Raw genomic sequence first — 25,681 nt, forward strand, 5'->3', positions numbered from 1 at the left:
CAACCTTCGCGAGAGACCTCTCACGTATGGCGACGCTACACAATCAGGTAGCTACCCCACCCGGAACCGCAGGATCGCCCCGTTCCACAGCGCGTCGTCGTGATCTTCCTCGACGATGTCCCGCACACCCGGATAGCTCTCGGCGGCACGCCGCCAGAAGGCCCGCGCGCCGGTGTTGCGGCGGACGCTCGCCGCCTCCCAGACGCCCCAGGCCGTGCCGAACAGGGCGTGGGCGGCGGCCAGGCCCACCCCGCGCCGACGGTGCTTGCGGACCACGAAGAACTCCGCCACCGCCCGGTCGACGGGCTCACGCGAATGGGCCACGTCATTGACCAGGGCGAAGCCGACCGGCAGGCCGTTGATCCGGAACAGCCACGCCTCGCGCGTCGGGTCGGTCCAGTAGCCTTCCAGGCCCGGATAGCCGGAGAAGCGCCCGTCGGGCTCCAGCTCGCCCTCGACCTCGCGGTCGAACCACAGCTCCGAGAAGTCGTGGATGTAGAACTGCATCATGTTGGCGACGATCGGCGCCTCGTCGGCGCCGGCGCGGGAGACGACGAGGCCGTTCTTCACCAGTACTTCTCCATGATCTCGCGCGCCCAGGCCGGCTCGCGGTGGCGGCCGCGCGGGGAGAAGCCGCTCATCACCGGCTTGATGTCCAGCACCGGCGTGCCATCGATGGCGTCCAGGCCCTTGACCTCCAGCACCCGGCCGTCGACCGCGATGATCTCGCAGACCGTGACGCCGATGCGGTTGGGCCGGTTCTTGCCGCGCTGGGCGAAGATGCCGATCCTGGGCCAATCCTTGTTGCCGCGCGGATGCCGCGCGCCGGTGACGATCTGGTCGTCGGTGACCTTGTCGAAGACATAGATTACCTCGGCGTGGCTGAAGGTCTCCAGCCCCATCAGGGCCTCGTCGTCGAAGCGGGCCGGGTCCAGCACGATGCACGCCAGGCTCTGGCCCCAGTCGTCGTCTTCCGGCTCCGCCCGGCCGCCTTCGACCCGCCCGATCGGCGTCATCTCGATCGACATGTGGCTTCCTCCGTGTGCGACAGGTTGTCGCGGCCGAACTTGTGCTTAAGTTGGTCCCCATGATCGAAGCCCTGCTCTCCAAAATGATCAAGACCGGCGATTTCACGGCGCACCTGCCGGGAGGTCGGATCATCAAGGCCGGGGACGGCACCGGGCCGCCCGTGGCGATCCGCATCAACGGCCGCGGCCTGCGCCGTCTGGCCAATCCCAGCCTGGGCCTGGGTGAAGGCTACATGGAAGGCGACATCGTCTTCGAACAGGGCACGATCGACCAGCTGCTGACCATCGTCGGCGAGAGCGGCGGGCGCAAACCCAAGCGCGGCTCGGCCCTGACCCGGTTCCGCAAGGCGCTGAAGCGGCGCATCCAGCAGGTCAACGACCGCGTGGCCTCGCGCAAGAACGTCTCGCACCACTACGACCTGTCGAACGACCTCTACCGCCGGTTCCTCGACACCGACATGCAGTACTCTTGCGCCTATTTCGAGCGTCCGGACATGACGCTGGAAGAGGCCCAGGAAGCCAAGAAGGCCCTGATCGGCCGCAAGCTGCTGATCAAGCCGGGCATGAAGACTCTGGACATCGGTTCGGGCTGGGGCGGCCTGTCCATGACCCTGGCCAAGGACTTCGGGGCCCAGATGACGGGCGTGACCCTGTCGACCGAGCAGCTGGCCCTGGCCAAGGAGCGCGCCGAGAAGGCGGGCCTGGCCGACAAGACCGACTTCCGCCTGACCGACTATCGCGACCTCGACGAGAAATTCGACCGCATCGTCTCGGTCGGCATGCTGGAACATGTCGGCGCGCCGAACTTCCGGACCTATTTCGAGACCATCGCCAAGCTGCTGGACGAGGATGGCGTCGCCCTGGTCCACTCGATCGGCAAGATGCATGGGCCGGGCGCAACCAACGCCTTCACCCAGAAATACATCTTCCCGGGCGGCTACATCCCCGGCCTGTCGGAGATCGTCACGGCCATCGAGCAGGCCGGCCTGTGGATCACCGATGTCGAGATCCTGCGCCTGCACTATGCCGAGACCTGCCGCATCTGGCGCGAGCGGTTCATGGCCGATCCGGACATCCCGACCATGTTCGACGCCCGCTTCCGGCGGATGTGGGAGTTCTACCTGGCCGGCGCCGAGCTAGGCTTCCGCCACGGCGGCCACATGGTCTTCCAGATCCAGCTGGCCAAGAAGCGCGACGCCACGCCGCTGACGCGGGACTACCTGCTGCGCGGTTGACGGAGACGGCGGCGGCGTCCATAGGCGCCGCCTGATCTCCTGAAGGAAGCGCCATGCTGGCCGATCTCCTGCGCCGCAAGCCCGTCGCCCAGGTGCAGGGCGAGCATCCGCCCGAAAGCCTGCCGCGCACCATCGGCCTGTTCCAGCTGACCATGCTGGGCGTCGGCGCCACCATCGGCACCGGCATCTTCGTGGCTCTGACCACGGCCGTGCCCGCCGCCGGTCCGGCGGTGATCCTGTCGTTCGTGCTGGCCGGGATCACGGCCGCCCTGACGGCCCTGTGCTACGCTGAGCTGGCCTCGACCATCCCAGTGTCGGGGTCTTCCTACTCGTACGCCTACGCGACCCTGGGCGAGTTCGTCGCCTTCATCGTCGGCGCGTGCCTGCTGCTGGAATACGCCGTCTCGGCCTCGGCCATCGCCGTCGGCTGGGGCCAGTACCTGAACGAGATGCTGGTCGACCTGATCGGCGTGAAGATGCCCGACGCCATCGCCAAGGCCCCCGGCGCGGGCGGGGTGTTCAACCTGCCGGCCGTGGTGCTGGTCGGGGCCTGCATGGTGCTGCTGCTGCGGGGGGTGAAGGAGTCGACGACGATCAACGCCATCCTGGTGGTGTTGAAGCTGCTCGTCCTGCTGTTCTTCGTGGTCATCGCCTTCAGCGGCTTCCACGCCGGCAACCTGACGCCGTTCATGCCGATGGGCGTGGCGGGCGTGGGCGCGGCGGCCTCGTCGATCTTCTTCTCCTACATCGGCATCGACGCGGTCTCGACGGCCGGGGAAGAGGTCAAGGACCCGCGCAAGACCCTGCCGCTGGGCATCGTGCTGTCCCTGCTGATCGTCACCGCCGTCTACATCCTGGTCGCCCTGGCCGCCGTCGGGGCCCAGCCCTGGACGGCGTTCAAGGGCCAGGAAGCCGGGCTGGCGGTGATCCTGCGCAACCTGACGGGCCAGGCCTGGACCTCGCTGATCCTGTGCGTCGGGGCGATCGTGTCGATCTTCTCGATCACCCTCGTGGTCATGTACGGCCAGACGCGGATTCTCTACGCCATGAGCCGTGATGGCCTGCTGCCGAAGGTGTTCCAGCGCCTGCATCCGAAGACCCGCAGCCCGGATCTCAACACCTACATCGTCGCCGCCTTCATCGCCGTGCTGGCGGCGTTCGTGCCGTTGGATGTGCTGGTCAACCTGACCAGCATGGGCACCCTGATCGCCTTCGCCATCGTCTCGCTGGGGGTGATCATCCTGCGGCGGACGCAGCCGGATCTGCCGCGCGGCTATCGCGTGCCGCTGTATCCGGTGGTGCCGGTGCTGAGCGTGGCGTTTTGCGGGTACCTGATCGTGGGGTTGCCGCTGGATACCTGGGCGCTGTTCGCGGTGTGGGTCGCGGCGGCTTGTGGGATCTACTTCGGGTATTCGGCCAAGCACTCCAACCTTCGGGCCCGATAATAAAATCCGCTCATCCCCGCGAAAGCGGGGACCCAAGCCGAACCGGCGGAATGGTGCTCAGCAGTTCAGCGTCGCGGACAGATCGGACCACGTCGGGTTCAGCGCCTCGATCAGCTGGATCTTCCAGGCGCGGTTCCATTTCTTGATCTGGCGCTCGCGTGTGAACGCGGCTTCCCGCGTCTCGCCAAGCTCGTACCAGACAAGCCGATCCACGCCGTACTTCGACGCGAAGCCTCTACGGAGCTTCTGCTGGTGCTCCCAGATGCGGCGAGTGAGATCATCGGTGTGGCCGCAGTACAGCGTGCCGTAGGGCCTGCTGGCCAGCAGGTAGACGCAGAACATCTTGTCCATGATCGCTCTCGCATCACGGAACATATCATGAACCCGAACCACTCATGCGCAAGCGGAGAGTCAGCTTGGGTCCCCGCTTTCGCGGGGATGAGCGGATTATTGTTGGCGCAGATGGTGGCGTTATTCCACCGTCACCGACTTCGCCAGGTTCCGCGGCTGGTCCACGTCCGCGCCCTTCACCACCGCCACGTGGTAGGCCAGGAGCTGGATCGGGGCCGACATCACCAGGGTCGAGACCAGGGGGTCCGAAGCCGGGGCCGTCACCACCACCTTGGCGCCCGCCGGCGCGTGCTTCACGCCTTCGGTGTCGGTGATGAAGATCACCTGCCCGCCACGCGCCATGACCTCGCTCATGTTCGAGGCCGACTTCTCGAAATAGCTGTCGTGCGGGGCCAGGATGACGATCGGGGTCTGGTCGTCCACGAGGGCGATCGGGCCGTGCTTCAGCTCGCCGGCGGCGTAGCCCTCGGCATGGATGTAGCTGATCTCCTTCAGCTTCAGCGCGCCTTCCAGGGCCAGGGCCGACATCGGGCCGCGGCCCAGATAGAGCACGTCCCGGGCCTTAGCGACGTCGGCGGCGATCTCCTTGATGGCGTCTTCCAGGCCGATGGCCTCGGCGATCAGGCGCGGAGCCTCCAGCAGCACCTTCACCAGGCGCTGCTCTTCGGCGGCGTCGATCGTCCCGCGCGCGGCGGCGGCGGCGATCGCCAGCGAGATCATCACGCTGACCTGGGCGGTGAAGGCCTTGGTCGAGGCCACGCCGATCTCGGGGCCGCAGTGGATCGGCCAGACGACGTCGACCTCGCGGGCCATGGTCGATTCCTGGGCGTTGACCACCACCGCGCTCTTCATGCCCTTGGCCTTGCAGTAGCGCAGGGCCGCCAGGGTGTCGGCGGTCTCGCCCGACTGCGACATGGCGATGACCAGCGAGCCCGGCCGCAGGGCCGGCTGGCGGTAACGGAACTCCGAGGCGATCTCGACATCGACCGGCAGGTCGGCCAGCTGCTCGATCAGGTACTTGCCGACGACGCCGGCGATGTAGGACGTGCCGCACGCCACGATCTGGATGCGTTCCAGCTTGGCGAAGTCGATGTCGCCCGGCACCGAGGCCTTCGAGGTCAGGGTGTCGACATAGGCCGCGATCGTGCGCTGGCAGCCCTCCGGCTGGTCATGGATCTCCTTCTCCATGAAGTGCCGGTAGTTGCCCTTCTCCAGCATCACCGCCGAGGTCGGCACCACCCGCACCGGACGGGTCACCGCCGCGCCCGTGGCGTCGAAGATGCGGTAGCTGTCGTGGTCCAGGGCCACGTAGTCGCCCTCGTCCAGATAGACGACGCGATTGGTGAACGGACCGACGGCCAGGGCGTCCGAGCCCAGGAACATCTCGCCCTGGCCCTCGCCGACCACCAGCGGGCTGCCGCGACGGGCGCCCAGGATCAGGTCGTTTTCGCCCTCGATCAGCACGGCCAGGGCGTAGGCGCCGGTCAGGCGGTCCAGGGTGGCCTTGAAGGCGTCCAGCGGCGCAAGGCCCGTGGCCAGCTCGGCGTCGATCAGGTGGGCGATGACCTCGGTGTCGGTGTCGCTGCTGAACGTGCGGCCGGCGGCGGCCAGCTCGGCCTTCAGCTCGGCGAAGTTCTCGATGATGCCGTTGTGGACCAGGGTGACGCGGCCGGCGGTGTGCGGGTGGGCGTTCTGGACGTTCGGCGCGCCGTGGGTGGCCCAGCGGGTGTGGCCGATGCCGGTCTCGGCGATCAACGGGTCTTCGCCGACCACGGCTTCCAGGGCCTTGATCTTGCCCTTGGCCCGGCGGCGCTCGACCTTGCCGCCCACGACCCCGGCGATCCCCGCCGAGTCATAGCCCCGATATTCGAGCCGCTTGAGGCTCTCGATCAGACGCTCGGCGACGGGTTGTTTTCCGACGATGCCGATAATGCCGCACATGGGCCATGATCCCTTGTAGAACGCGTCGACAGGACTATCCCTATCCACGCGAGGATTTCGAGAGCGGCCTTTAGCACCGGCTAAACGACCCCTCCCGTAAATCTGCATTTCGGATCGTTTCGGGTCCGAAGCACGGCCCTAAAGAGACCAGACCAAGACCATGAGCAAGCGCGCCTATTTCGGCACCGACGGCATCCGGGGCCAGGCCAACAAGCACCCCATGACCGCCGAGGTCGCCCTGCGCGTCGGCCTCTCCGCCGGCAAGCTGTTCCGTTCGCAGGACGAGCGCCGCCACCTGGTGGTGATCGGCAAGGACACCCGCCTGTCAGGCTACATGATCGAGCCCGCGCTCGTCGCTGGCCTGACCAGCGTCGGCATGGACGTGCGACTTTTTGGCCCACTGCCCACCCCGGCCGTGGCGATGATGACGCGCTCGATGCGCGCAGACCTCGGGATCATGATCTCGGCCAGCCACAACAATTTCGCCGACAACGGCATCAAGCTGTTCGGTCCTGACGGCTACAAGCTCTCCGACGCCCAGGAGCTGAAGATCGAGGCCCTGATGGACGAGGGCCTGCAGGAGGGCCTAGCCGAGCCCCGCGAGCTGGGCCGCGTCAAGCGGATCGACGACGCCCAGGCCCGCTACATCGAGATCGTCAAGGCGACCTTCCCGCGCCACCTGAACCTGTCGGGCCTGCGCATCGTCATCGATTGCGCCCACGGCGCGGCCTACAAGGTCGCCCCCGAGGCGCTCTACGAGCTGGGCGCCGAGGTGTTCCAGGTCGGCGTGGCCCCGAACGGCACCAACATCAACGCCGAGTGCGGCTCGACCCATCCCGAGACCATGGCCAAGATGGTCCGCGAATACCGCGCCGACATCGGCATCGCCCTGGACGGCGACGCCGACCGCCTGGTGATCTGCGACGAGAAGGGCGTGGTCGTCGACGGCGACCAGATCATGGCCATCATCGCCTCGGCCCTGGCCAGCGCCGGGACCCTGAAGGGCGGCGGCGTCGTGGCCACGGTCATGTCGAACCTGGGCCTCGAGCGCCAGCTGAACGGCCTGGGCCTGACCCTGGAGCGCACCGCCGTCGGCGACCGTTACGTCATGCAGCGCATGCGCGAAGGCGGCTTCAATGTCGGCGGCGAGCAGTCGGGCCACCTGATCCTGTCGGACTTCTCGACCACCGGCGACGGCCTGATCGCCGCCTTGCAGGTGCTGGCGGTGATGATCCAGACCGGCAAGCCGATGAGCGCGCTCGGCCGTCAGTTCGAGCCCGTGCCGCAGCTGCTGGAAAACGTCCGCTTCGCCGGCGGCAAGCCGCTGGAGGCCAAGAGCGTCAAGGAAGCCATCGCCGACGGCGAGGCCCAGCTGAACGGCGCCGGCCGCATCGTCGTGCGCGCCTCCGGCACCGAACCGCTGATCCGTATCATGGCCGAGGGCGACGACCCGGCCCTGGTGAAGAAGGTGGTGAAGTCGATCGTCTCGGCCGTGAAGGCGGCCTAGGCCCCCACCTTCGGGGCCTTCATCCGCCGCTTGTTGACGTGGTGGCTGGGGGCTTCGGCGGTGATCTCCTCGGGGTATTCGCCCTTGAAGTAGAAGCGCTGCCAGGCCTCCTTGGTGGCCTCCGGATCGCGCTTGAAGATCAGCTTGTTGAACTCGCTGCGCTTCTCGGCCCAGACGTCGTACTGGCGGCGCAGGTCGGCGTTGGAGTTCATCGAGCGGATCACCGGCTGGAAGGCCTCCATCGGCTTGTCCTGGATCGGCATGATGAAGCAGAAGGTCTCGCCCTTCTCGAACCGCACCGTGCCCGGGCGGGTGAACATCCAGTTCATCGTGAAGGGGAACGGCAGCCAGTCGGTCTCGATCACGCCGGCCAGCGGCTGGATGCCGTCCTTGATGTGGTTGGGCGGCCCCATGGTCATCAGCGACCAGCTGGGCGGGGTGCGGAACAGATAGCCGGTGTGGAAGGTCACCACGCCGCGCGTGAAGTGCGACTTCACGAAGTCGGTGAAGCCCGGATAGGGGTGATCGGGCTGGAACTTGATGCAGTCCTGGTGCGCCCCGCCGTCCCAGGTCATCGAGAAGCCGACCGGACACAGGATGTCCCAGCCGGTGGTGTTGGCCATGGTCAGCGGCAGGCAGCGATAGGGGTGGCGGTCGGCGAAATGATCCATCCAGGCGCGCTGCGGGCGGCCCGGCACGATATCCGGCGGACGGTTCTCGGTGGGATAGCACTCCAGTTCCATGCCGGCCTTCGTCCTTGTTTTCCTACCCGATGGTCAGGTCTAGGCTGAGGGCTTCCGGCCGTCTAGAGAGGCCGTATGAAGACCAGAGCCGACCTCTTCGCCTTCTTCGACGCCCACGGCGTGAAGCACTCGACCCTCGACCACCCGCCGGTGTTCCGCGTCGAGGAGGGGCTGGAGATCAAGAAGGCCCTGCCCGGCGGCCACACCAAGAACCTGTTCCTCAAGGACGCCAAGGGCCAGCTGTGGCTAATCTCGGCCCTGGGCGAGACGACGATCGACCTGAAGAAGCTGCACCACGTGATCGGCTCGGGCCGGCTGTCGTTCGGCCCCGTGGAGATGATGGTCGAGACCCTGGGCGTGACGCCGGGCTCGGTGACGGCCTTCGGCCTGATCAACGACACCGAAAAGCGCCTGCGCTTCGTCCTCGACAAGGCGCTGGTGGACAGCGACCCCGTCAACTTCCACCCCCTCGGCAACGACGCCACCACGGCGGTGTCCCAGGCCGATTTCCGCAAGTTCCTGACAGCGCTGGGCATCGAGCCGATGATCGTCGACTTCGAAGCCATGCAAGTCGTCGCCTGACAGGCGAACGGGACATTGCGCGCCGCCCCTCGAAGGACCATCTTGCGCCTTCGAGCGTTCCCACCTTGAGTACACGAGAGACCCGATGTCCCTGATCGGCGAAAAGCCCGCTGCACCGGCGAAAAGTGAGCACATCAAGGACGGCACCGACGCCAGCTTCATGGCCGACGTCATCGAGGCCTCCAAGACCCAGCCCGTCATCGTCGACTTCTGGGCCACCTGGTGCGGCCCGTGCCGTCAGCTGACCCCGGCCCTGGAAAAGGTCGTCGGCGCCGCCAATGGCGCGGTCAAGCTGGTCAAGATCGACGTCGACGCCAATCCGGGCTTCGCCGGCCAGCTGCGCGTGCAGTCGATCCCGACGGTCTACGCCTTCGTCGACGGCCGCCCGGTGGACGCGTTCCAGGGCGCCCTGCCCGAAAGCCAGGTCAAGGCCTTCGTCGAGAAGCTGAGCGGCCCCGCCGGCCCCAGCGCCATCGACGACCTGATCGCGCTCGGCAAGGAATCTCTGGAGATCGGCGACATCGGCGGCGCGGCCCAGGCCTTCGCCCAGGCGCTGCAGACCGATCCTGAGAACATCAAGGCCCTGGGCGGCATGGCGCGCGCCTATCTGCTGGGCGGCGACCTGGAGGGCGCGGCGGAAGTCGTCGCCATGGCCCCGGCCGACGCCAAGGACCCCGACCTGGACGCCGCCCGCGCCGCGCTCGCGCTCGCCGAAGACGCCCCGTCCGAGACCGCCGAGTTCGAAAAGCGCCTGGCCGCCGATCCCGACGATCACGAGGCCCGCCTGGAGCTGGCCAAGGCCCTGGCCGGGACCGGACGCCTGGACGCGGCCGCCGACCATCTTCTGACCATCATCGCCCGCGACCGTACGTGGAACGACGACGCGGCGCGCAAGCAGCTGCTGACGGTGTTCGAGGCGGCCGGTCCGACCTCGGAAGTGGCCAAGCAGGGCCGGCGCAAGCTGTCGTCGATCCTGTTCAGCTAAGCGAGCAACGAAGCAAAGGGAGCGCTGAATGGCGGTGGCCTACCGAAAGCTGAGCGACCTTCCGCTGGTGATCCCGGTGTTCCCGCTGGACGGCGTGCTGTTGCTGCCCGGCGGCCAGTTGCCGTTGAACATCTTCGAGCCGCGCTACCTGAACATGCTGGACGACGCCATGTCGGGCGAGCGGATCATCGGCATGATCCAGACCCGCCCGCACCAGGCCGCCGACAACCAGCGTCCGTCCCTGGCCCCCGTCGGCTGCGCGGGCCGGGTGACCAGCTTCGCCGAGACCAGCGACGGCCGCTACCTGATCACCCTGACCGGGGTCTGCCGCTTCCGGGCCGGCGACGAGCTGCCGGTGCGCACGCCCTATCGCCAGGTCCGCGCCGACTTCGCGCCCTACGAGCCCGACCTGCGCGAGGACGGCCCGGGCGGCACGCGCACGGCCGCCGACATCGACCGGCTGCTCAGCGCCCTGCGCCGCTATCTCGACCACCGCGGCCTGGCGATCGACTGGACCGACGCGGAGAGCGCGCCGTCGGACGCCCTGATCAACAGCCTGGCCATGGCCCTGCCGTTCGATCCGATGGAAAAGCAGGCCCTGCTGGAGGCCGAGACCATCTTCGAACGCAAGGCGACCCTGACCGCGCTGCTGGAGATCGACGCGGCCGCCGGGGACGATGACGAACCGCATTCGATCCAGTAGACACAGCCTCATGACCCAAGACGCTCCCGCCCCGATCATCGACGTCGATCCCCGCCTGCTGGAAGTGCTGGTGTGCCCCGTGACCCGCGGCCCGCTGGAATACGACCGCGCCAAGGGCGAGCTCGTCAGCCGCTCGGCCAAGCTGGCCTATCCGATCCGCGACGGCGTGCCGATCATGCTGCCGGAAGAGGCGCGGGAGCTCGACGCGTAGCCCTCTAGAGGCTCACGCCCCGCAACAGCTTCGGCAGGTCGCCCACCCCGCCGCCGGCCTCGTGCATGAAGAACCGTCGCGCCGGCGCGATCTGGTTGACCACCGCCAGGCCCGCCCCGCGCACGACCCGCATCAGCGGATTGTCGTTCGAGAACACGCGCACGAAGGCGTCGAACGCCAGCGCATTGCTGACCGTGTCGAACCGCCGCCAGCGGACATAGCGCTCCAGCACCACGTCGCCGCCGATATCCTCACCGTTGCGCACGGCCTCGACCAGCACCTCGGCCAAGGCCGCCGCATCCTTCAAACCCAGGTTCAGCCCCTGCCCCGCGATCGGATGCACGCCATGCGCGGCGTCGCCGATCAGCGCCAGACGCGGCGCGACCATGCGCTCGGCCAGCGACAGCGACAGCGGATAGACGAAGGTCGGCCCCTCGATCGTGACCTCACCCAGGAAGTCCCCGAACCGCCGCATCAGGTGGGCGTGGAAGGCTTCCTTCGACGCATTGCGCAGCGCCTCGCCGCGCGCGGTGCTCTCGGTCCACACCAGGCTGGCGCGGTTGTCGGTCAGCGGCAGGATGGCGAACGGGCCGCTGGGCAGGAAATATTCGTGGGCCACGCCCTCGTGCGGGCGCTGCATGCGCACGGTGCAGACGACGCCCGACTGGCCATAGCCCCAGCCGATCTCGCCGATGCCGGCCGCCCGGCGCAGGACCGAGCCCCGCCCCTCGGCGCTGACCGCCAGCGGGGCCGACAGCACCCGGCCGTCGGACAGGGTCAGCTTCGCCGCGCTGGCCTCGACCGTCAGAGCCTTGGCGGCCATCGGGGCGATGACCGGGATGCCCTTGTCGACCACCGCCTGAGAGAGCGCCGCGCGGATCTGGCGGTTCTCGATCAGATAGCCCAGCGGCTCGCCGTCGATGCGGCCGGAGATCTCGCTGGAGTCGAAGCGCAGGAAGGCCGGCGAGGCCTTGCGGGCCGCCGCGCCGGGCGTACGGCCGTCGGTGACCAGGATCTGCTCGATGCGCTGGGCGTGGGGGGCCAAGGCCTCGCCCGCGCCGATCGTGCGCCACTGGCGGAAGCTGGAATAGGCGATCGCCGAGGACCGCCCGTCGAAGGTCGGGGCCAGCTGGGCCTCGAACGGCTGGGGGTCGACCAGCAGCGGCTTCAGGCCGCCCGAGGCTAGAGCCAGGGCGAGGGTCGAGCCGGCCATGCCGGCGCCGGCGATGATCACATCGGCATCGTGTGCGCGCATGGCGGGGATATGGGCTCCTGCGGCCAAGACTGTCCAGACCGCGCGGCTACTTAGCGGCCGCGTAGGGCGCCTTGGCGTCCTGGCGGACCAGGCCGCGCGTGGCGTCGCCGACGCCGATCAGCACGAACTGCACCGCCAGGGCGCAGAGGATCAGGCCCAGCACGCGGACCACGATGCTCATGCCGATCCGGCCCAGCACCTTGCTGATCAGCGGCGCGGCCCAGAACACCGCCACCATCACCAGCGACACCGCCGAGATCACCGCCACGCCCAGGCCCAGGCCCGCCCAGCCGAACGGCTTGGCCTCGGCGGCGTAGATGATCACGGTCGAGATCGCGCCCGGCCCGATCAGCAGCGGCATGGCGAACGGCACGATCAGGCGCTCGAAGCGCTTCTGGGCGTAGACCCGCGCCGACTGCCCCTCGATGCCCTCGGCCGCGTCGGCGAACATGGTGGTGAAGTCGTCGCGCAGCATGTCCAGGCCGAGAATGAACAGGATGACGCCGCCGGCGATGCGGAAGGCCGGCATCGAGATGCCGAAGAAGGCCAACAGCCCAACGCCGGTGAAGAAGAAGAAGATCAGGAACGCGGCGACGAACAGGCCGATATAGACGGCCACCATCCGGCGGCCCGCGGCGGCCGCGCCCAGGGTGGCGGCGGCGAACAACGGCACGTTGCCGATCGGGTCGATCAGAGCGAACAGCGCGACGAAGAAGTTGACGGCGAGTTTGGCCTCGGTCATTCGACGTCCTTACCTTTTAGATCGCGCCCAGAGCTTCGCCCTTCCTAGGGCGGACAATGTCGCGCGCCAACCCCGGGGACCAAAGATGACCGCCGATCCGCGCCTGATCGTTCCGCTGGACCTGCCCACCGTCGACGACGCCCGCCAGATGGTGGACCAGCTGGGCGACGCGGTCAGCTTCTACAAGATCGGCCTGGAGCTGCTGGCCAGCGACGGCATGACCCTGGCCCACGAGCTGAAGGCCTCGGGCAAGTCGATCTTCCTGGATTGGAAGCTGCACGACATCGGCGCGACCGTGGAGCGCTCGGCGCGGGTGCTGGCCCAGAGCGGCTGCGACCTGCTGACCGTCCACGCCGAGCCGCAGGTGATGAAGGCGGCGGTGAAGGCGCGCGGCGACTCCAGCCTGAAGATCCTGGCGGTGACGGTGCTGACCAGCCTGACCGACGCCGACCTGATCGAGATGGGCTACAGCTTCAACGCCCGTGACCTCGTCGAGCGCCGCGTGCGCCAAGCGATTGAGGCCGGCGTCGACGGCATCGTCTCCAGCCCGCACGAAGCGGCCATGGCCCGCGAAATCGCCGGTCCGGACTTCCTGATCGTCACCCCCGGCGTGCGCCCCGACTGGTCGGCCAAGAACGACCAGGCCCGCGCCGCCACCCCCGCCGACGCCATCCGCGCCGGCGCCAGCCACCTGGTCTGCGGCCGCCCGATCACGGCGGCGAATGACCCGCGTGAAGCGGCGCTGAAGGTGGTGGCGGAGATCGCGGGGCTCTGACGCGTCTCCCTCTCCCCTTGCGGGAGAGGGTGGCCCGAAGGGCCGGGTGAGGGGTTGCGCCACCCTGTCCGGACAGGCCTTTCAACCCCTCATCCGTCTGGCTTCGCCAGCCACCTTCTCCCGCAAGGGGAGAAGGGGTCATTTGACGACCAGCGCCACCCCGCGCGCCCGAGGATCAGCCTCCGGCACGGGCGTCCGGCCGACCACCTGGATCGCCTCCATGTCGCCGCTGAAGTCCTCGACCCACTTGTAGCCGCGCCCTTCCAGCGCCGTCTTCAAGCCGGTCGACGGCGGTCCCGACGGCTCGTAGAAGATCACGTTCTCCGGCAGCAGTTGGTGGTGGTAGCGCGGGGCCTTCTGGGCCGCCTTCAGGCTGAGGTCGAAGTCGTACACATTGGCCAGCACCTGGAACACCCAGGTGAAGATCCGCGAGCCGCCCGGCGTGCCGATGACCATGGCCGGCTTGCCGTCCTTGACCAGGATGGTGGGGGTCATCGAGGACAAGGGCCGCTTATGGGGCGCGATGGCGTTGGCCGAGCCGCCGACCACGCCGTAGACATTGGGCGCGCCGGGCTTGGCCGAGAAGTCGTCCATCTCGTCGTTGAGCAGGAAGCCCGCCCCCTCGACCACCACGCCCGAGCCGAACCAGCCGTTCAGCGTATAGGTGTTGGAGACCGCGTTGCCCCACTTGTCGACGATCGAGAAGTGCGTGGTCTGCGGCTTCTCCAGCCCCGGGACCACCGCCTTGGTCGGCGACGGCTTGTCCGGATCGACCTCGGCAGCGCGCCTGGCGACATAAGCGGGGTTGATGAGGTTGGCGATCGGGACCTTCACGAAGTCCGGGTCGCCCAGATATTCCGCGCGGTCGGCGTAGACGCGCTTTTCGATCTCGGCCAGCAGGTGGACGTACTGCGGCTCGTTGAGGCCCACGCCTTTGAACTTGGGCGCCAGGTCCTGCTTCATCAGTAGCATCTGCATCAGGGCGATGCCGCCGGAGCTGGGCGGCGGAGCGGTGATGACGTCGTAGCCGCGCCACTTGGCGGTGATCGGCGCGCGCCAAACAGCCTTGTAGGCGGCCAGATCGGCCTTGGTGATCAACCCCTTGGGCCCACGCTGCATCTGGGCGACCAGCAGGTCGGCGGTCTTGCCCTCGTAGAACTCGCGGTCGCCGCCCTTGGCGATGCGGTCCAGCGTGGCCGCCAGCTCGGGCTGCTTGAACAGCGTCCCGGCCTTCCGCGGGCCGAAATAGGTCTTGAAGTTCGTGGCCTTGAACGGCGGCGGGACCTCGCTGGTCAGCATGCCGGCGAACTGCGCGTTCACCTCGAAACCGTCGCGGGCGTAGCGGATGGCCGGGGCCAGGACCCGCGCCCAGGGCAGCTTGCCGAAACGCTTGTGGGCCATGGCCAGGCCCCGCACCGTGCCGGGCGTACCGGAAGCGAGATTGCCGTACAGGGACAGGTCCGCGACCGGCTCGCCATCCTTGCCCAGATACATGTCGGCCGAGGCCGCCGCCGGGGCCGTCTCGCGGTAGTCGAGGAAATAGGGCTTGCCGCCGACATACAGCGTCATGAACCCGCCGCCGCCCAGGTTGCCGGCCTCGGGATAGGTGACCGCCAGGGCGAACCCCGTCGCCACCGCCGCGTCGACCGCGTTGCCGCCGGCCTTCAGGATCTCCTGCGCCGCCAGCGCTCCGTAGCGGTCCGGCGAGGCCACGGCTCCGGCGGTGAGCACGGGCGCGGGCGGCTTGGCCAAAGCGGGCGGGGCCAGCAGCAGCAGGGCGATCGCGGCGATCTTGGCGAGCAGGCGCAAGGGCGGTCTCCGGACGTGGGATGGCCACGCTAGCCGATACCGGTCGCGGAACAATGGTCCTTGACGCACCCATAACTCCAGAGTTATGAGATAACCCATAACCTGAAAGTTATCAGTTGAACCCGCAAACGCCCCACGACCTGCTGTTCCGGACCCTGGCCGATCCCACCCGCCGGGCGCTGTTCGAGCGCCTGTGCCGGGAGGGCGAGCAGACGGTCGGGGCGCTCACCGCCCAGGCCGGCGTGTCCCAACCCGCCGTCTCCAAGCACCTGGCCGCCCTGAAACTGGCCGGGCTGGTGCGCGACCGGCAGGCGGGCCGCCAGACCCACTACACCGCCCAGCTCGGCGCCCTGGGGCCGCTGATCGACTGGACCCAGCAGATGGCGGGGTTCTGGGAAGGCCGGTTCGACAAGCTGGAAGACCTGCTCAACAGGATGGACCAATGACTCTCGAAACCAAGACCGTCGTCGTCGAGCGCGACATCGCCCACCCGCCCGCCAAGCTGTGGCGGGCCCTGACCCAGCCGCACCTGATCGCCGAATGGCTGATGGCCAACGACTTCGTCCCGACCGTCGGCCACCAGTTCAAGCTCACCGGCGAGTGGGGCGGCGTGCTGGACTGCGAAGTCCTGGCGATCGAGCCGGACCACAAGCTGGCCTATAGCTGGGACTTCGATCACGAGGACCCGGCCTATGCGCTGAAGAGCGTCGTGACCTTCACCCTCACGCCGACCGATGCCGGCACGCACCTGCGCATGGAACAGGCCGGCTTCCGTCCCGACCAGAAGCAGGCCTTCGGCGGCGCCCGCGCCGGCTGGAAGAGCTTCTTCGACAAGCTGGCGACGCTGCTGGACAAGGACGGCTTATGACCGAGCCGGTCCTCCTGTCGGGCGGCAATCCGCAAATCCCCAAGGGCGACGGCGATGGACCGGTGCAGGCCTATATCGCCGCCATGCCGGGCTGGAAGAGCGCCGTCGGGGCTCGCCTCGACGCGCTGATCACCGCCGCCATCCCCGACGTGGTCAAGGCCGTGAAGTGGAACTCGCCGTTCTACGGAACCGGTGACAAGGCCTGGTTCCTGGCGATCCACGTCTATGCCCGCTACGTGAAGATCGCCTTCTTCCGGGGCGCGGCGCTGGACCCGCCGCCGCCCGTCGCCTCGAAGAAGGACACCGTGCGCTACCTGCACGTCTCGGAGGACGAACCGCTCGACGAGGCCCAGTTCAGCGACTGGGTCCGGCAGGCCGCCCTGCTGCCCGGCGAACGTCTCTAGCCTCAAGGACACCTTATGAAGAGCACCCGCCCCGAGGACGTCGGCGTCCCCGCCAGCCAGCTGATCGATCGCGCCATCAGCGAGCTCACCGACTGGCGCGGCCAGACCCTGGCCTGCATGCGCCAGCTGATCCTGGAAGCCGATCCCGACGTCGTCGAGGAGTGGAAGTGGGGCAAGCCGGTGTGGTCGCACGACGGCCTGATCTGCACCGGCGAGGTCTACAAGAAGGTGGTCAAGACGACCTTCGCCCACGGCGCGGCCCTGGACGACCCGACCCCGCTGTTCAATTCCAGCCTGGAGGGCAATGTCCGCCGCGCCATCGACTTCCCCGAGGGCGCCACGATCGACGCCGAGGCCTTCAAGGCCCTGTTCCGCGCCGCCGTGGCCTTCAACGCCGCCAAGGCCAAACCGAAGAAGAAGGCTGCAACCTGAGCGACGACGTCCGATTGACTCTCGGCAAACGATGATCGCTAAATCGCCCTTTGAGGGAATTTGACGCCGTAACAATCCCGGCGCGTTCCCAGTCCGGGGGGACCTATGCCGCGACCAGCATCCGGAGGTGTCAGCGCCAGCGTCCGCCGCGCGCTGGCCGGCCTGGTCTGGTCGTTCGTGCTGTTCACGGGCGTCCACGCCCAGGACCGCGAACCCCTGACGCCGGCGGCGATCGCCGCGTTCGAGCAGCAGCTCACCGCCGCCCGCGCGACCCACGACGACATCGCCGCGCGGGTGACCTGCTTCGGCCAGCAGAAGACCAGCCTGATCCAGCAGCGCGACAAGGACCAGCTGAAGCTGGGCGCGCTGATGCGGCACAAGCTGGAGCTGGAGCCCGCGCTGGTCGTCCAGGAGGCCGAGTACAGGGGCTTCGAGAAGACCCGCAACGCCGAGCAGGCGGAGCTGAACCGGCTGAACCAGGAGCTGGACCACATGCAGCAGCGCAAGGCCTCGCAGGACCGCGCCCTGGCCGACTGCAAGGCCGATCCCTGGAAGATCAACGCGTTGTGCGAGCTGGCCTACAAGCTGGCCCAGCTGACCGGCCGCTTCGTCGACTACGAACCGCAGATCGCCGACACCCGGCGCCGGCTCGAGATCGCCGGCCAGGCCGCCAGGGACTCCGAAGGCCGCTATCGCGACAGCAAGCGCGCCTACGACGCCACCGTGACCGACATGGGCGCCACCCGCGAGGAGATCGGCGCCGCCGAGACCGCGATCAAGCGCTGGCAGGCCGCCCTCACGACGCTGGAGACCAACGCCCACGACAGCAAGTTGCTGCTGGACGAGTTCGACGACGCCCTGGACGAGGCCCGGCGGGTCGACACCGCCGACGGCCGGGCGCGCACCGCCCGCACCGTGCGCGGCCTGGCCGTGCGCGTCGACGAGGCCACCCGGCGCTCCGGGGTCCTGCTGGGCCAGGCCAAGACCACCCTGACCGAGCAGCAGCTGCGGTCCTGTTTCTGACCATCCGACGGGAGACGATCATGACCGACACCGCCGCCTTCGAGAGCCGCGCCGCCCAGATCGACAAGGGCATCGACGACGAGGTCATCAAGCTGCGGGCCGCCAAGCCCCTGGTCCTGCCCAAGTACGACAGCCCGATCGTCAAGGGCTACGTCCGCAAGATCGAGGGCACGTACAATGTCGAGCGCGCCAAGATCGACACCGACAACGCCATCGACCTGCTCTACATCGCCTACAACACCACGCCCCAGGAAGAGGGCGAGATCCGGGTCAAGATCTCGGCGATCATGGACAAGCTGATCGACGCCCAGAGCGACAGCACCCGGGCCCTGGCCGCGGCCATGACCACGGCCAAGAACATCATCACCGAGCTGACCAACGCCCTGCCCGACTGGCAGGACGCCAAGGACGACGACGACGCGGCCAAGGAGATCAAGGCCTTCGTCGGCAAGGACCTGCTGAAGCTGGCGACCGGCATCCAGCGCCGGGCCAGCGAGGTCGAGGCCAAGCTCAGCCAGATCGCCAAGACCTACGACCAGATCATCAAGGACACGACCACCGCCTCGGACGCCAGCGAGAAGGCCCTGGCCAGCCGCCTGGCCGACCAGGCGGCGATCCGCGCCGAGGTCGAGGAGGCCGAGGCCGAGAGCGCGCGGCTGGAGAGCCTGGTCGCCGACCTGAAGGAGAGCTTCAAGAGCTTCGAGGCCAAGGCCAAGGCCTATGAGACCCGCGCCGAGACCGCCGAGCAGCGGGCCTTCATCATGCAGATCGTCAAGATCGGCGCCCAGGTGCTGTCCTCGGCCATGCCGGCCATCGCCATGGCCCTGGGGGCCGGGGCCACGGGCGGCGCCTCGGTGATCGCGGCGGGCGCGATGAGCACGCTCAAGCAAGCCACCGGCGACGCCAAGAAGCCCGACCCGGACGCCGACACCACCACCAAGGTCATCGCGACCAAGACCGAGATCTCCAAGAAGAAGAAGGAATACGAGGTCGCCGAGAAGAAGGCCCTGGCCAGCAAGGACAAGGTCGAGGGCCTGCGCAAGGACCTCAAGAAGGCCCAGGACGCCGCCGCCAAGCCCGTCGAGGTCGGCACGCCCAAGGAGACCGAGGAAAACCCCGCCGACGGCGCCGAGATCAACGGCGTCAAGGGCCGCCTGAAGGACGCCAAGAAGAAGCTGGACGAGGACGAGGCCGAGACCAGCAAGCTGGCCGACGCCCTGACCGGCCTGCAGGCCGGGCTGAAGGCCCTGGCCGACGGGCTGGGCGAGCTCTCCAAGGAGCAGAAGGACGAGGCCGCCGGCCTGCGCGAGCTGCAGATGAAGATGCTCGATAAGGCCGAGGCCTACGAGAAGGAGCGCCGCGAACAGGCCGCCAACCTGGTCAAGATCAACGCCCTGCTGAAGGGCAAGCTCTCGAAGGAAGAGACGATCAAGCTGGCGATCAAGTCGCTGAACATCAGCATCAGCGCCCTGAAACGGACCAAGGAGATCGTCGAGGAGATCGCCTTCTTCTTCAAGTCGTTCGCCGACTTCATGCACCAGGTGGCCGAGGAGGCGAAGATCCAGATCGGCCTGTCGGAAAGCGCCGCGGCGTCGGAGGGCCTGAAGAAGAGCCGGCTGGCCTCGACCATCGAGACGACCGACGGGTTCTTCCTGCGCCAGGTCGCCGAATGGCACGCGGCCGCCATCGTCTCGGAGCACTTCAACAGCAGCTTCAAGGACGGCCACACCAAGCTGAACAAGCTGCGTGGGACCTACCTGACCGGCGACGAACTGGGCGCCTACCTGGTCGAGGCGGCCGTGCGCCTGCGCGAGATCGCCGACGCCCGCGACGCCGCCGCCAAGGCCCGGCTGGCCGACCTGGCGGCGTACCGCAAGCAACTGCGGGACGACCTGCTGAAGGAGGACGCGGTGGCCTAGGACGAACCAGGCTCGGGCGACCGACGCCGGTTGCCCGAAGCCGGCGCGGCCCGTAGCGTCGGCGCCATGTCGGACTGGGGCCTGCATTTCGGATGGCGGACGGCGCTGCTTTGCGCCGCGGTCCTGCAATGCTTGCTGCTGGCCGGAGCCTTGGCGCGCAACGCCGAGAACCCGGCGGCCAGCCGCTTTCTCGCGGCCGCCCTAGTGGCAGTCGCCGGACTGCTGACGCCCTATGCGATCGGTTTCGCCGGCGCCTATGACCGCTTCCGCTGGCTGACCTTCGCCCCCTTCGCCATCCCGCTGGCGTTCGGCCCGCTGCTCTACGGCTACGCCCACGCCCTGGCGGACGGAACGCCGCCGCGCCGCATCGGCCTGCATCTGGCCCCCGCCGTCGCCCAGTTCCTGTACTTCGCCGTCTGTTTCCTGATCCCCGGCGAGGTCAAGTGGCAGTGGTATACGGGCGGCCATCGCGCCTGGATCGCGCCCGCGTTCGACGTGCTGGGACTGGTGAGCTTGGCCACCTACGCCAATGCGATCCGGCAGGTCCTGAAACGCCAGCGCGTGAGGCTGGCCGATCACCGCAGCGACGACGACCGGTTCTCCGCGCGATGGCTGGGCCATGTCCTGGCGGCGATCCTGGTCGGCCTCGGCGTCGAAGCGAGTTTCTGGCTCTGGTCCGCTCTCGTCGGCGGCATCGACTTCCTCCAGGAGACCGGGCTGTACCTGGCCCTGGCCGTGGTCGGCGTCTATCTGGGCGTGGCGGGATGGCGGCACGCGGCGCTTCCCGCGCCCTTGGCGGCGTCGTCCGAGGAGCCGGTCCTCACGGACCCCGAGACCGCGCGGGCGCCGGACTGGCCGGCCATCGCCCTGGAGATCGCCGACCGCACGCGCGACGCGGGCTGGTGGCGCGAACCGGACCTGTCGCTGGCGCGACTGTCCCGGCTTCTGGGGACCAACAGCGGTCGCCTGTCCCGGGCCATCAATCTGGGCCTCGGCGTGAACTTCTCCACCTTCGTGAACGGGCTGCGGGCCGAGGGCGTGGCGCGGGCGCTGGAAGCCGGCTCCGACCGCGACCTGCTGAGCCTGGCGCTCGACATGGGCTTCGCGTCCAAGGCCAGCTTCAATCGCGCCTTCAAGGCCCGGTTCGGCCTCTCGCCCTCCAGGTTCCGCCAGCAGGTCTCAGATCCTGCTTTTTTGCATCCGGACGCGGAAATGAGGCGAGCCGCGCCGTGAGCCGGCGCATGGGCTGGCTCCCGTTCGTAAGGATCCCGTCCATGCCGTTGAACCGCCGTCGCCTGTTGCAGCTTTCCGTGGGCCTGGCCGTGGGTGCCGCCACGCCTGGCTGGGCGGAGACCGTCACCGACGACTGGAGCGGCGACGTCGCGATCCTGCGCCAGGCCTGGGAGACGATGCATCCCGGCGTCTATCGCTACAGCACGCCGCGACAGGTCTCGGCGCGGCTGGACGGCCTGGCGCGCGCCTGGGCCGCGCCGGGGTCGTTCCGCGACCGCTTCCTGGCGCTGACACGGGTCACGGCCTCGATCCAATGCGGCCACACCTATCCCAGCCCCTACAACAGCAGCGACGCGACCGTGGCGCGGATCTATCCGGACCGCTCCCTGGTGCCGTTCCTGTTCCGCTGGATCGACGGCGCGATGGTGGTGATCCGCGACGACAGCGGCGCGGGCCTGTTCCCACGCGGTACGGTGATCACCGCGATCGATGGCGTCTCGACCAGGACGCTGCTGGCGCGGCTCACGCCCCTGGCCCGGGCCGATGGCTCCAACCTGGCCAAGCGGATCAGCCTGATGGAGGCGCGCGGCGAGGACCGCTACGAGACCTTCGACATCCATTTGCCGCTCGTCTTGCCGCTGAAGGACGTCGCCGCCTTCACCCTGGCCGACGGCCGCGTGATCCGTGCGCCGCTGCTGACCCTGGCCGACCGCCGGGCCGGCTTCTCGGCCAGTGTCGAGGTCGCCAAGGACGCCAATCCCTGGACGCTGGCCAAGGGCGAGGACGGCGTGCATCGCCTGACCATGCCCGGCTGGGCGCTCTACGATTCCAGCTTCGACTGGCGGGCCTGGCTGGGCGGGGTGATGGACGACCTGACGGGCGACGGCGCGCGCGGCCTGATCGTCGATCTGCGCGGCAATGAAGGCGGCATGGACTGCGGCAATGTCATCATCAGCCGGCTCATCGATCGCGACCTGGCCCTGTCGCGCGACCAACGCTGGACGCGATACCGCACCGCGCCCGAGGCCCTGCGCCCGCACCTCAAGACCTGGGACCGCAGCTTCCTGGACTGGGGGGAGGCGGCCGTGGCCTCGCAGGAGCGCCCCGGCTTCTATCGACTGACCCGCTATGACGAGAACGGCAAGAGCGGCCTCATCCAACCCGAGGGTCGCCGGTTCAAGGGCCGGGTGGCGGTGCTGTGCGACGCCTCCAACAGCTCGGCGACCTTCGGTTTCGACCAGACCTGCAAGGACAACGGCCTGGCGACGCTGGTCGGCCAGACCACCGGCGGCAATCGGCGCGGCATCAATGGCGGCGCCTTCTTCTTCCTGCAGCTGCCGGCGTCACGGCTGGAGGTCGACCTGCCCCTGATCGCCAGCTTCCCCACGACGCCCCAGCCGGACGCCGCGATCGAACCCGACCTCGCGGTGGCCACGACGGCGAAGGATATCGCCACGGGCCGGGACCCGCAGATGCTGGCGGCGACGGCGCTCCTGCTCGGAGGATGAGCGTGCGCTTCTAGCGCAATGACAAAACGGCGTTCGGCGATAGACAGTTTTCCCAGAAGGATCATAGTCGTGCGTCCATGGTCCGGGGGGACGACGCATGCCTTATCGCCACGCCTGGCTGTTCATCGTCGCGATGCTCGCGGCGACCGTCTTCGCCTTTTGGCGCAGCTATTTCAGCATCCTGTCCACGTCCCCGCTCGGCTTCCACATCCATGGGATCACAGCGACGCTATGGATGCTGTTGCTGCTGGCCCAGAGCTGGACGCCGCATCACGGTCAGCTGGCGGTCCATCGCCTGACGGGCCGGGCGACCTTCCTCGCCGCGCCGCTGTTCGGCGCCGGGGCCATGGGGGTGCTGCATTCGATGGCGGCGGGCACGGGCGGCGGCAATCCGTTCTATGCGCTGTGGGGCGCCAAGCTGGCCGTCCTCGACATCCTGGCCTTCGGCGCGGTGCTGTATGCGATCGCCATGGCGTTGCGCCATCGCCGCGCCGTGCGGCTGCACGCCGGCTACATGCTGTCGTCGGCCCTGCCGCTGCTGAGCCCGGTGCTGGGGCGGGTCTTCAACCAGGTCGTGCCCGGCATGACCATCCGCGGGCCGCAGGACTTTCCGGTCTTCGGCTCGGGCGTGCAGCTGGCCAATCTGGTCGCCGGGCTGATCGCCCTGTGGCTCTGGCGGCGCGATCCGCGCCATGGCCAGCCGTGGCTCGTCGCCCTGGGCGTCGTCGTCGTGCAGATCGTCGCCTTCCAGGTCACCCCCGCCAACGGCGCGTGGCGCACGACCTTCGAAGGCCTGGGCAGGACGCCGCTGACCGTGCTGCTGGCGCTCGGCTTCGCGGTGGGCGCCGCGACGGTGGCCATCGGCTGGAACGCCCTGGCGATCCGCCGCAAGCCCGCGCCGGCGGCGGCCTAGCCCAGTTCCAGCGCCCGCAGCACCGCGAACTGGTCGTAGTACGGCCGCTCACAGATGATCTTGTCGCTTCCGGGCGCGAACTCGAAGCTGGCGGCCATGCGGATGCGGAAGGCCTTGCCGGTGGGCTCGGCGACGCCGGTCGGCAGCCGCAGCGGCCCCAGGTGGGTGCCGGTCAGCCAGAACTCGACCAGCACCGTGTCGCCGGCATGGGCGATGGCGATGATCTCGTTGCCCTGGTCCGGGAACGGCGTGCGCGAGGCGGCGAAATAGCCGCGCACGGCGGCCTCGCCGTCGAACACGGTGCCAGGGCCGTGCATCTCGTAACGAGGATGCTCGAAGGTGGCGATCACCGCGTCCCAGTCGTGGACGCACTCCAGCGCCATGTGGTCGCGCACGACCCGCAGGCGCTTTTCGGCGAGATCTTCCAAGGCTGCTCCTCCCTTTGTGTTTTGAGGGAGCCTGCCAGCCTCAGAAGTCTACCGCCACGCCCTTCTTCTCCCAGTCGCCGAAGCGGGTCGGCTCGGGGCCTTCGCGGCCGCCCTTTTCCGGCGGCAGGTGCAGCGCGGCCTCGGCGGCGCGACGAGCGGCGGCCTCTTCCAAGGCGCGGCGAGCGGCGGGGCTCAGCTCCTTGCCGGGCGCGGCGCCGGGGACGGTTTCAGGCTGCGGGGACGCGTCGGAAGGCTCGGACATGGACGGATTCTAGCATTTTTCGTCCGCCTCGCCGCGCGATTTTTCCGCAAGACGCTTGCGCTAGCCCTCGCCTTTGAGGCACGGCGAGGCGGTGACTCAAGAACTCAACGACGGTCTCCCCGCCCGGGAGGCCGCTCTGAACCTTATCGAGGCGGCGCTTTCGCGTCGCGGCGGCATCGACGAAGCCACGTCGGCCAACGGTTTCCGCTTCCTGGAGCCGCGTGAGCGCGCTTTCGCGCGGGCGCTGGCCATGGCCGTGCTGCGCCATCTGGGCCCCATCGACCGCGCCCTGGCCGCCCGCCTGCAGAAGGCCCCGCCGGACCGGGTGATGAACCTGCTGCGTCTCGGCGCGGCCCAGGCCTTCCATCTGGAGGTCCCGGCCTTCGCCGCCGTGGCCACCTCGGTCGAGCTGGCCGGCGCCAACAAGACCAGCCGTCCGTTCAAGGGCCTGGTCAACGCCGTGCTGCGCGGCCTGCTGCGCGATGCGCCGCCGAGCGACGATCCGACCCTTCTGGCCCCGCCCTGGCTCTATTCGCGCTGGGTCGCCGCGTTCGGCGAGGCCACGGCCCGCGAGATCGCCGCCCAGATCGCCATCGAACCCGCCACCGACCTCTCGCTGAAGCCCTCGGCCGACGCCGCCGCCCTGGCCGCAGAGCTGGAAGCCGAGATCCTCGACGGCGGCACCCTGCGCGTGCGCCGCAAGGGCGACGTCGCCGCTTGGCCGGCCTTCGAGGACGGGACCTGGTGGGTGCAGGACGCCGCCGCCGCCGTCCCCGCCCGACTGCTGGGCGTGAAGGCCGGCGACAAGGTGCTCGACCTCTGCGCCGCGCCCGGCGGCAAGACCCTGCAGCTGGCCGCCGCCGGCGCCGAGGTCGTCGCCCTGGACCGTTCGGCGGCTCGCTTGAAGCGCGTGGGCGAGAACCTGGAGCGCATGCACCTGGCCGCCGAGATCGTCGCCGCCGACGCGGCCGTCTGGGAGGACGCCCGCACCTTCGACGCCATCCTGCTGGACGCGCCGTGCAGCGCCACCGGCACCTTTCGCCGCCATCCGGATGTCTTGTGGGCCGCCCGTCCCAGCGACGTCGCCAGCCTGGCCGGCGTGCAGTCCAAGATCCTCGACAGCGCCGCCGATCGCCTGAAGCCCGGCGGCCGCCTCGTCTACACCGTCTGCTCGCTGGAGCCGGAAGAGGGCGAGGCCCAGGTCGAGGCCTTCCTGGCGCGCCGCAAGGACATGGTCCTGGAGCCGATCACCGCCGGCGAAGGCGGCTCGCCCGAGGCCAGCCTGACGGCGCGCGGAACGCTCCGCCTGCTGCCGCATCACCGCGACGGCGGCCAGGACGGCTTCTTCGCCGCAAGGTTCAGGAAGCTCTAGGGCTGAC

Annotated in this window: 28 protein-coding genes; 18 read left to right on the top strand and 10 right to left on the bottom strand. The window is 68.7% G+C overall.

The window, feature by feature from the left end; translation table 11 throughout:
* Positions 1 to 51 precede the first annotated feature (51 nt).
* Together AC07NI_RS13055 and AC07NI_RS13060 are read right to left on the bottom strand one after the other, a co-directional pair.
* Positions 52 to 570, bottom strand: a complete 519-nt coding sequence (locus tag AC07NI_RS13055) for a GNAT family N-acetyltransferase (RefSeq protein ID WP_494619595.1) — start codon at positions 568 to 570, stop codon at positions 52 to 54.
* Positions 567 to 1,028: an SAM-dependent methyltransferase gene (locus tag AC07NI_RS13060; RefSeq protein WP_494619597.1), complete on the bottom strand. Its 462-nt coding sequence runs from the start codon at positions 1,026 to 1,028 to the stop codon at positions 567 to 569. Before AC07NI_RS13060 ends, AC07NI_RS13055 begins: the two co-directional genes overlap by 4 nt.
* Positions 1,029 to 1,087: 59 nt before the next feature.
* Here AC07NI_RS13060 and AC07NI_RS13065 point away from each other — a divergent pair, with 59 nt between their 5' ends.
* Together AC07NI_RS13065 and AC07NI_RS13070 are read left to right on the top strand one after the other, a co-directional pair.
* Positions 1,088 to 2,263 (top strand): class I SAM-dependent methyltransferase, encoded by a 1,176-nt coding sequence (locus tag AC07NI_RS13065; protein WP_494619599.1) that lies wholly within the window; start codon positions 1,088 to 1,090, stop codon positions 2,261 to 2,263.
* 53 nt (positions 2,264 to 2,316) lie between these two features.
* Entirely contained in the window at positions 2,317 to 3,708 is a 1,392-nt protein-coding gene (locus AC07NI_RS13070) for an amino acid permease (RefSeq protein ID WP_494619601.1), read from the top strand.
* A gap of 57 nt (positions 3,709 to 3,765) precedes the next feature.
* Here AC07NI_RS13070 and AC07NI_RS13075 read toward each other — a convergent pair whose 3' ends face one another.
* Both AC07NI_RS13075 and glmS read right to left on the bottom strand, forming a co-directional pair.
* Positions 3,766 to 4,059, bottom strand: a complete 294-nt coding sequence (locus tag AC07NI_RS13075) for a GIY-YIG nuclease family protein (RefSeq protein ID WP_494619603.1) — start codon at positions 4,057 to 4,059, stop codon at positions 3,766 to 3,768.
* Between the two features lie 120 nt (positions 4,060 to 4,179).
* Positions 4,180 to 6,000 (bottom strand): glutamine--fructose-6-phosphate transaminase (isomerizing), encoded by a 1,821-nt coding sequence (glmS, locus tag AC07NI_RS13080; RefSeq protein ID WP_494619605.1) that lies wholly within the window; start codon positions 5,998 to 6,000, stop codon positions 4,180 to 4,182.
* Positions 6,001 to 6,160: 160 nt separating this feature from the next.
* On the opposite strand from glmS, the gene glmM reads away from it, so the two are divergent.
* Entirely contained in the window at positions 6,161 to 7,507 is a 1,347-nt protein-coding gene (gene glmM, locus AC07NI_RS13085) for a phosphoglucosamine mutase (protein WP_494619607.1), read from the top strand.
* Here glmM and AC07NI_RS13090 read toward each other — a convergent pair.
* On the bottom strand, positions 7,504 to 8,250 hold the full coding sequence (locus tag AC07NI_RS13090) for a DUF6065 family protein (protein WP_494619609.1): 747 nt from the start codon (positions 8,248 to 8,250) through the stop codon (positions 7,504 to 7,506). The two genes, glmM and AC07NI_RS13090, sit on opposite strands and share 4 nt — an antisense overlap.
* Before the next feature lie 75 nt (positions 8,251 to 8,325).
* Between AC07NI_RS13090 and AC07NI_RS13095 the strand changes: the two genes are divergently transcribed.
* From AC07NI_RS13095 to AC07NI_RS13110, 4 genes are all read left to right on the top strand, one after another.
* Positions 8,326 to 8,832 (top strand): prolyl-tRNA synthetase associated domain-containing protein, encoded by a 507-nt coding sequence (locus tag AC07NI_RS13095; protein ID WP_494619611.1) that lies wholly within the window; start codon positions 8,326 to 8,328, stop codon positions 8,830 to 8,832.
* 85 nt (positions 8,833 to 8,917) lie between these two features.
* Positions 8,918 to 9,817, top strand: coding sequence for a tetratricopeptide repeat protein (locus tag AC07NI_RS13100; protein ID WP_494619613.1), 900 nt, complete (start codon positions 8,918 to 8,920; stop codon positions 9,815 to 9,817).
* A gap of 28 nt (positions 9,818 to 9,845) precedes the next feature.
* A complete protein-coding gene (locus AC07NI_RS13105; RefSeq protein ID WP_494619615.1) occupies positions 9,846 to 10,520 on the top strand; it encodes an LON peptidase substrate-binding domain-containing protein in 675 nt (224 codons plus the stop codon).
* A 10-nt stretch (positions 10,521 to 10,530) separates the two neighbouring features.
* Positions 10,531 to 10,731 carry a Trm112 family protein gene (locus AC07NI_RS13110; RefSeq protein WP_494619617.1) on the top strand — a complete coding sequence of 67 codons (201 nt, stop codon included), beginning with the start codon at positions 10,531 to 10,533 and terminating at the stop codon, positions 10,729 to 10,731.
* Between the two features lie 4 nt (positions 10,732 to 10,735).
* Here AC07NI_RS13110 and AC07NI_RS13115 read toward each other — a convergent pair whose 3' ends face one another.
* Both AC07NI_RS13115 and AC07NI_RS13120 read right to left on the bottom strand, forming a co-directional pair.
* Positions 10,736 to 11,986 (bottom strand): UbiH/UbiF/VisC/COQ6 family ubiquinone biosynthesis hydroxylase, encoded by a 1,251-nt coding sequence (locus AC07NI_RS13115; RefSeq protein ID WP_494619619.1) that lies wholly within the window; start codon positions 11,984 to 11,986, stop codon positions 10,736 to 10,738.
* 46 nt (positions 11,987 to 12,032) lie between these two features.
* On the bottom strand, positions 12,033 to 12,728 hold the full coding sequence (locus AC07NI_RS13120; protein WP_494619621.1) for a MarC family protein: 696 nt from the start codon (positions 12,726 to 12,728) through the stop codon (positions 12,033 to 12,035).
* 85 nt (positions 12,729 to 12,813) lie between these two features.
* Between AC07NI_RS13120 and pyrF the strand changes: the two genes are divergently transcribed.
* Positions 12,814 to 13,503, top strand: coding sequence for an orotidine-5'-phosphate decarboxylase (gene pyrF / locus AC07NI_RS13125; protein WP_494619623.1), 690 nt, complete (start codon positions 12,814 to 12,816; stop codon positions 13,501 to 13,503).
* A gap of 138 nt (positions 13,504 to 13,641) precedes the next feature.
* Here the strand turns inward: pyrF and ggt are convergent, their stop codons facing one another.
* Positions 13,642 to 15,312 (bottom strand): gamma-glutamyltransferase, encoded by a 1,671-nt coding sequence (gene ggt / locus AC07NI_RS13130; protein ID WP_494619625.1) that lies wholly within the window; start codon positions 15,310 to 15,312, stop codon positions 13,642 to 13,644.
* 116 nt (positions 15,313 to 15,428) lie between these two features.
* On the opposite strand from ggt, the gene AC07NI_RS13135 reads away from it, so the two are divergent.
* The 9 genes from AC07NI_RS13135 to AC07NI_RS13175 all read left to right on the top strand — a co-directional run bounded on the left by AC07NI_RS13135 (position 15,429) and on the right by AC07NI_RS13175 (position 23,612).
* Positions 15,429 to 15,758, top strand: coding sequence for an ArsR/SmtB family transcription factor (locus AC07NI_RS13135; protein ID WP_494619627.1), 330 nt, complete (start codon positions 15,429 to 15,431; stop codon positions 15,756 to 15,758).
* Positions 15,755 to 16,180, top strand: a complete 426-nt coding sequence (locus AC07NI_RS13140; protein WP_494619629.1) for an SRPBCC family protein — start codon at positions 15,755 to 15,757, stop codon at positions 16,178 to 16,180. The genes AC07NI_RS13135 and AC07NI_RS13140 overlap by 4 nt, the downstream gene beginning before the upstream one ends.
* Positions 16,177 to 16,584 (top strand): DUF1801 domain-containing protein, encoded by a 408-nt coding sequence (locus AC07NI_RS13145; protein ID WP_494619631.1) that lies wholly within the window; start codon positions 16,177 to 16,179, stop codon positions 16,582 to 16,584. Before AC07NI_RS13140 ends, AC07NI_RS13145 begins: the two co-directional genes overlap by 4 nt.
* Positions 16,585 to 16,599: 15 nt before the next feature.
* Positions 16,600 to 17,016, top strand: a complete 417-nt coding sequence (locus AC07NI_RS13150; RefSeq protein WP_494619634.1) for a DUF1801 domain-containing protein — start codon at positions 16,600 to 16,602, stop codon at positions 17,014 to 17,016.
* Positions 17,017 to 17,121: 105 nt separating this feature from the next.
* Complete coding sequence (locus AC07NI_RS13155) at positions 17,122 to 18,039, top strand: hypothetical protein (RefSeq protein WP_494619636.1); 918 nt, start codon at positions 17,122 to 17,124, stop codon at positions 18,037 to 18,039.
* Between the two features lie 20 nt (positions 18,040 to 18,059).
* Positions 18,060 to 19,958, top strand: coding sequence for a hypothetical protein (locus AC07NI_RS13160; RefSeq protein WP_494619641.1), 1,899 nt, complete (start codon positions 18,060 to 18,062; stop codon positions 19,956 to 19,958).
* Between the two features lie 30 nt (positions 19,959 to 19,988).
* Entirely contained in the window at positions 19,989 to 21,191 is a 1,203-nt protein-coding gene (locus AC07NI_RS13165; RefSeq protein WP_494619643.1) for a helix-turn-helix domain-containing protein, read from the top strand.
* Between the two features lie 41 nt (positions 21,192 to 21,232).
* A complete protein-coding gene (locus tag AC07NI_RS13170; RefSeq protein ID WP_494619648.1) occupies positions 21,233 to 22,699 on the top strand; it encodes a S41 family peptidase in 1,467 nt (488 codons plus the stop codon).
* A 97-nt stretch (positions 22,700 to 22,796) separates the two neighbouring features.
* On the top strand, positions 22,797 to 23,612 hold the full coding sequence (locus AC07NI_RS13175) for a hypothetical protein (protein WP_494619651.1): 816 nt from the start codon (positions 22,797 to 22,799) through the stop codon (positions 23,610 to 23,612).
* On the opposite strand, the gene AC07NI_RS13180 is transcribed toward AC07NI_RS13175, so the two are convergent.
* Together AC07NI_RS13180 and AC07NI_RS13185 are read right to left on the bottom strand one after the other, a co-directional pair.
* Positions 23,609 to 24,040: an ester cyclase gene (locus tag AC07NI_RS13180; RefSeq protein WP_494619653.1), complete on the bottom strand. Its 432-nt coding sequence runs from the start codon at positions 24,038 to 24,040 to the stop codon at positions 23,609 to 23,611. The two genes, AC07NI_RS13175 and AC07NI_RS13180, sit on opposite strands and share 4 nt — an antisense overlap.
* 40 nt (positions 24,041 to 24,080) lie before the next feature.
* Positions 24,081 to 24,302 carry a DUF1674 domain-containing protein gene (locus AC07NI_RS13185; RefSeq protein ID WP_494619656.1) on the bottom strand — a complete coding sequence of 74 codons (222 nt, stop codon included), beginning with the start codon at positions 24,300 to 24,302 and terminating at the stop codon, positions 24,081 to 24,083.
* 91 nt (positions 24,303 to 24,393) lie between these two features.
* Between AC07NI_RS13185 and AC07NI_RS13190 the strand changes: the two genes are divergently transcribed.
* Positions 24,394 to 25,674: an RsmB/NOP family class I SAM-dependent RNA methyltransferase gene (locus AC07NI_RS13190; RefSeq protein WP_494619658.1), complete on the top strand. Its 1,281-nt coding sequence runs from the start codon at positions 24,394 to 24,396 to the stop codon at positions 25,672 to 25,674.
* Positions 25,675 to 25,681: the final 7 nt, after the last annotated feature.

It is taken from the genome of Caulobacter sp. GW821-FHT10E02, from assembly GCF_059415225.1.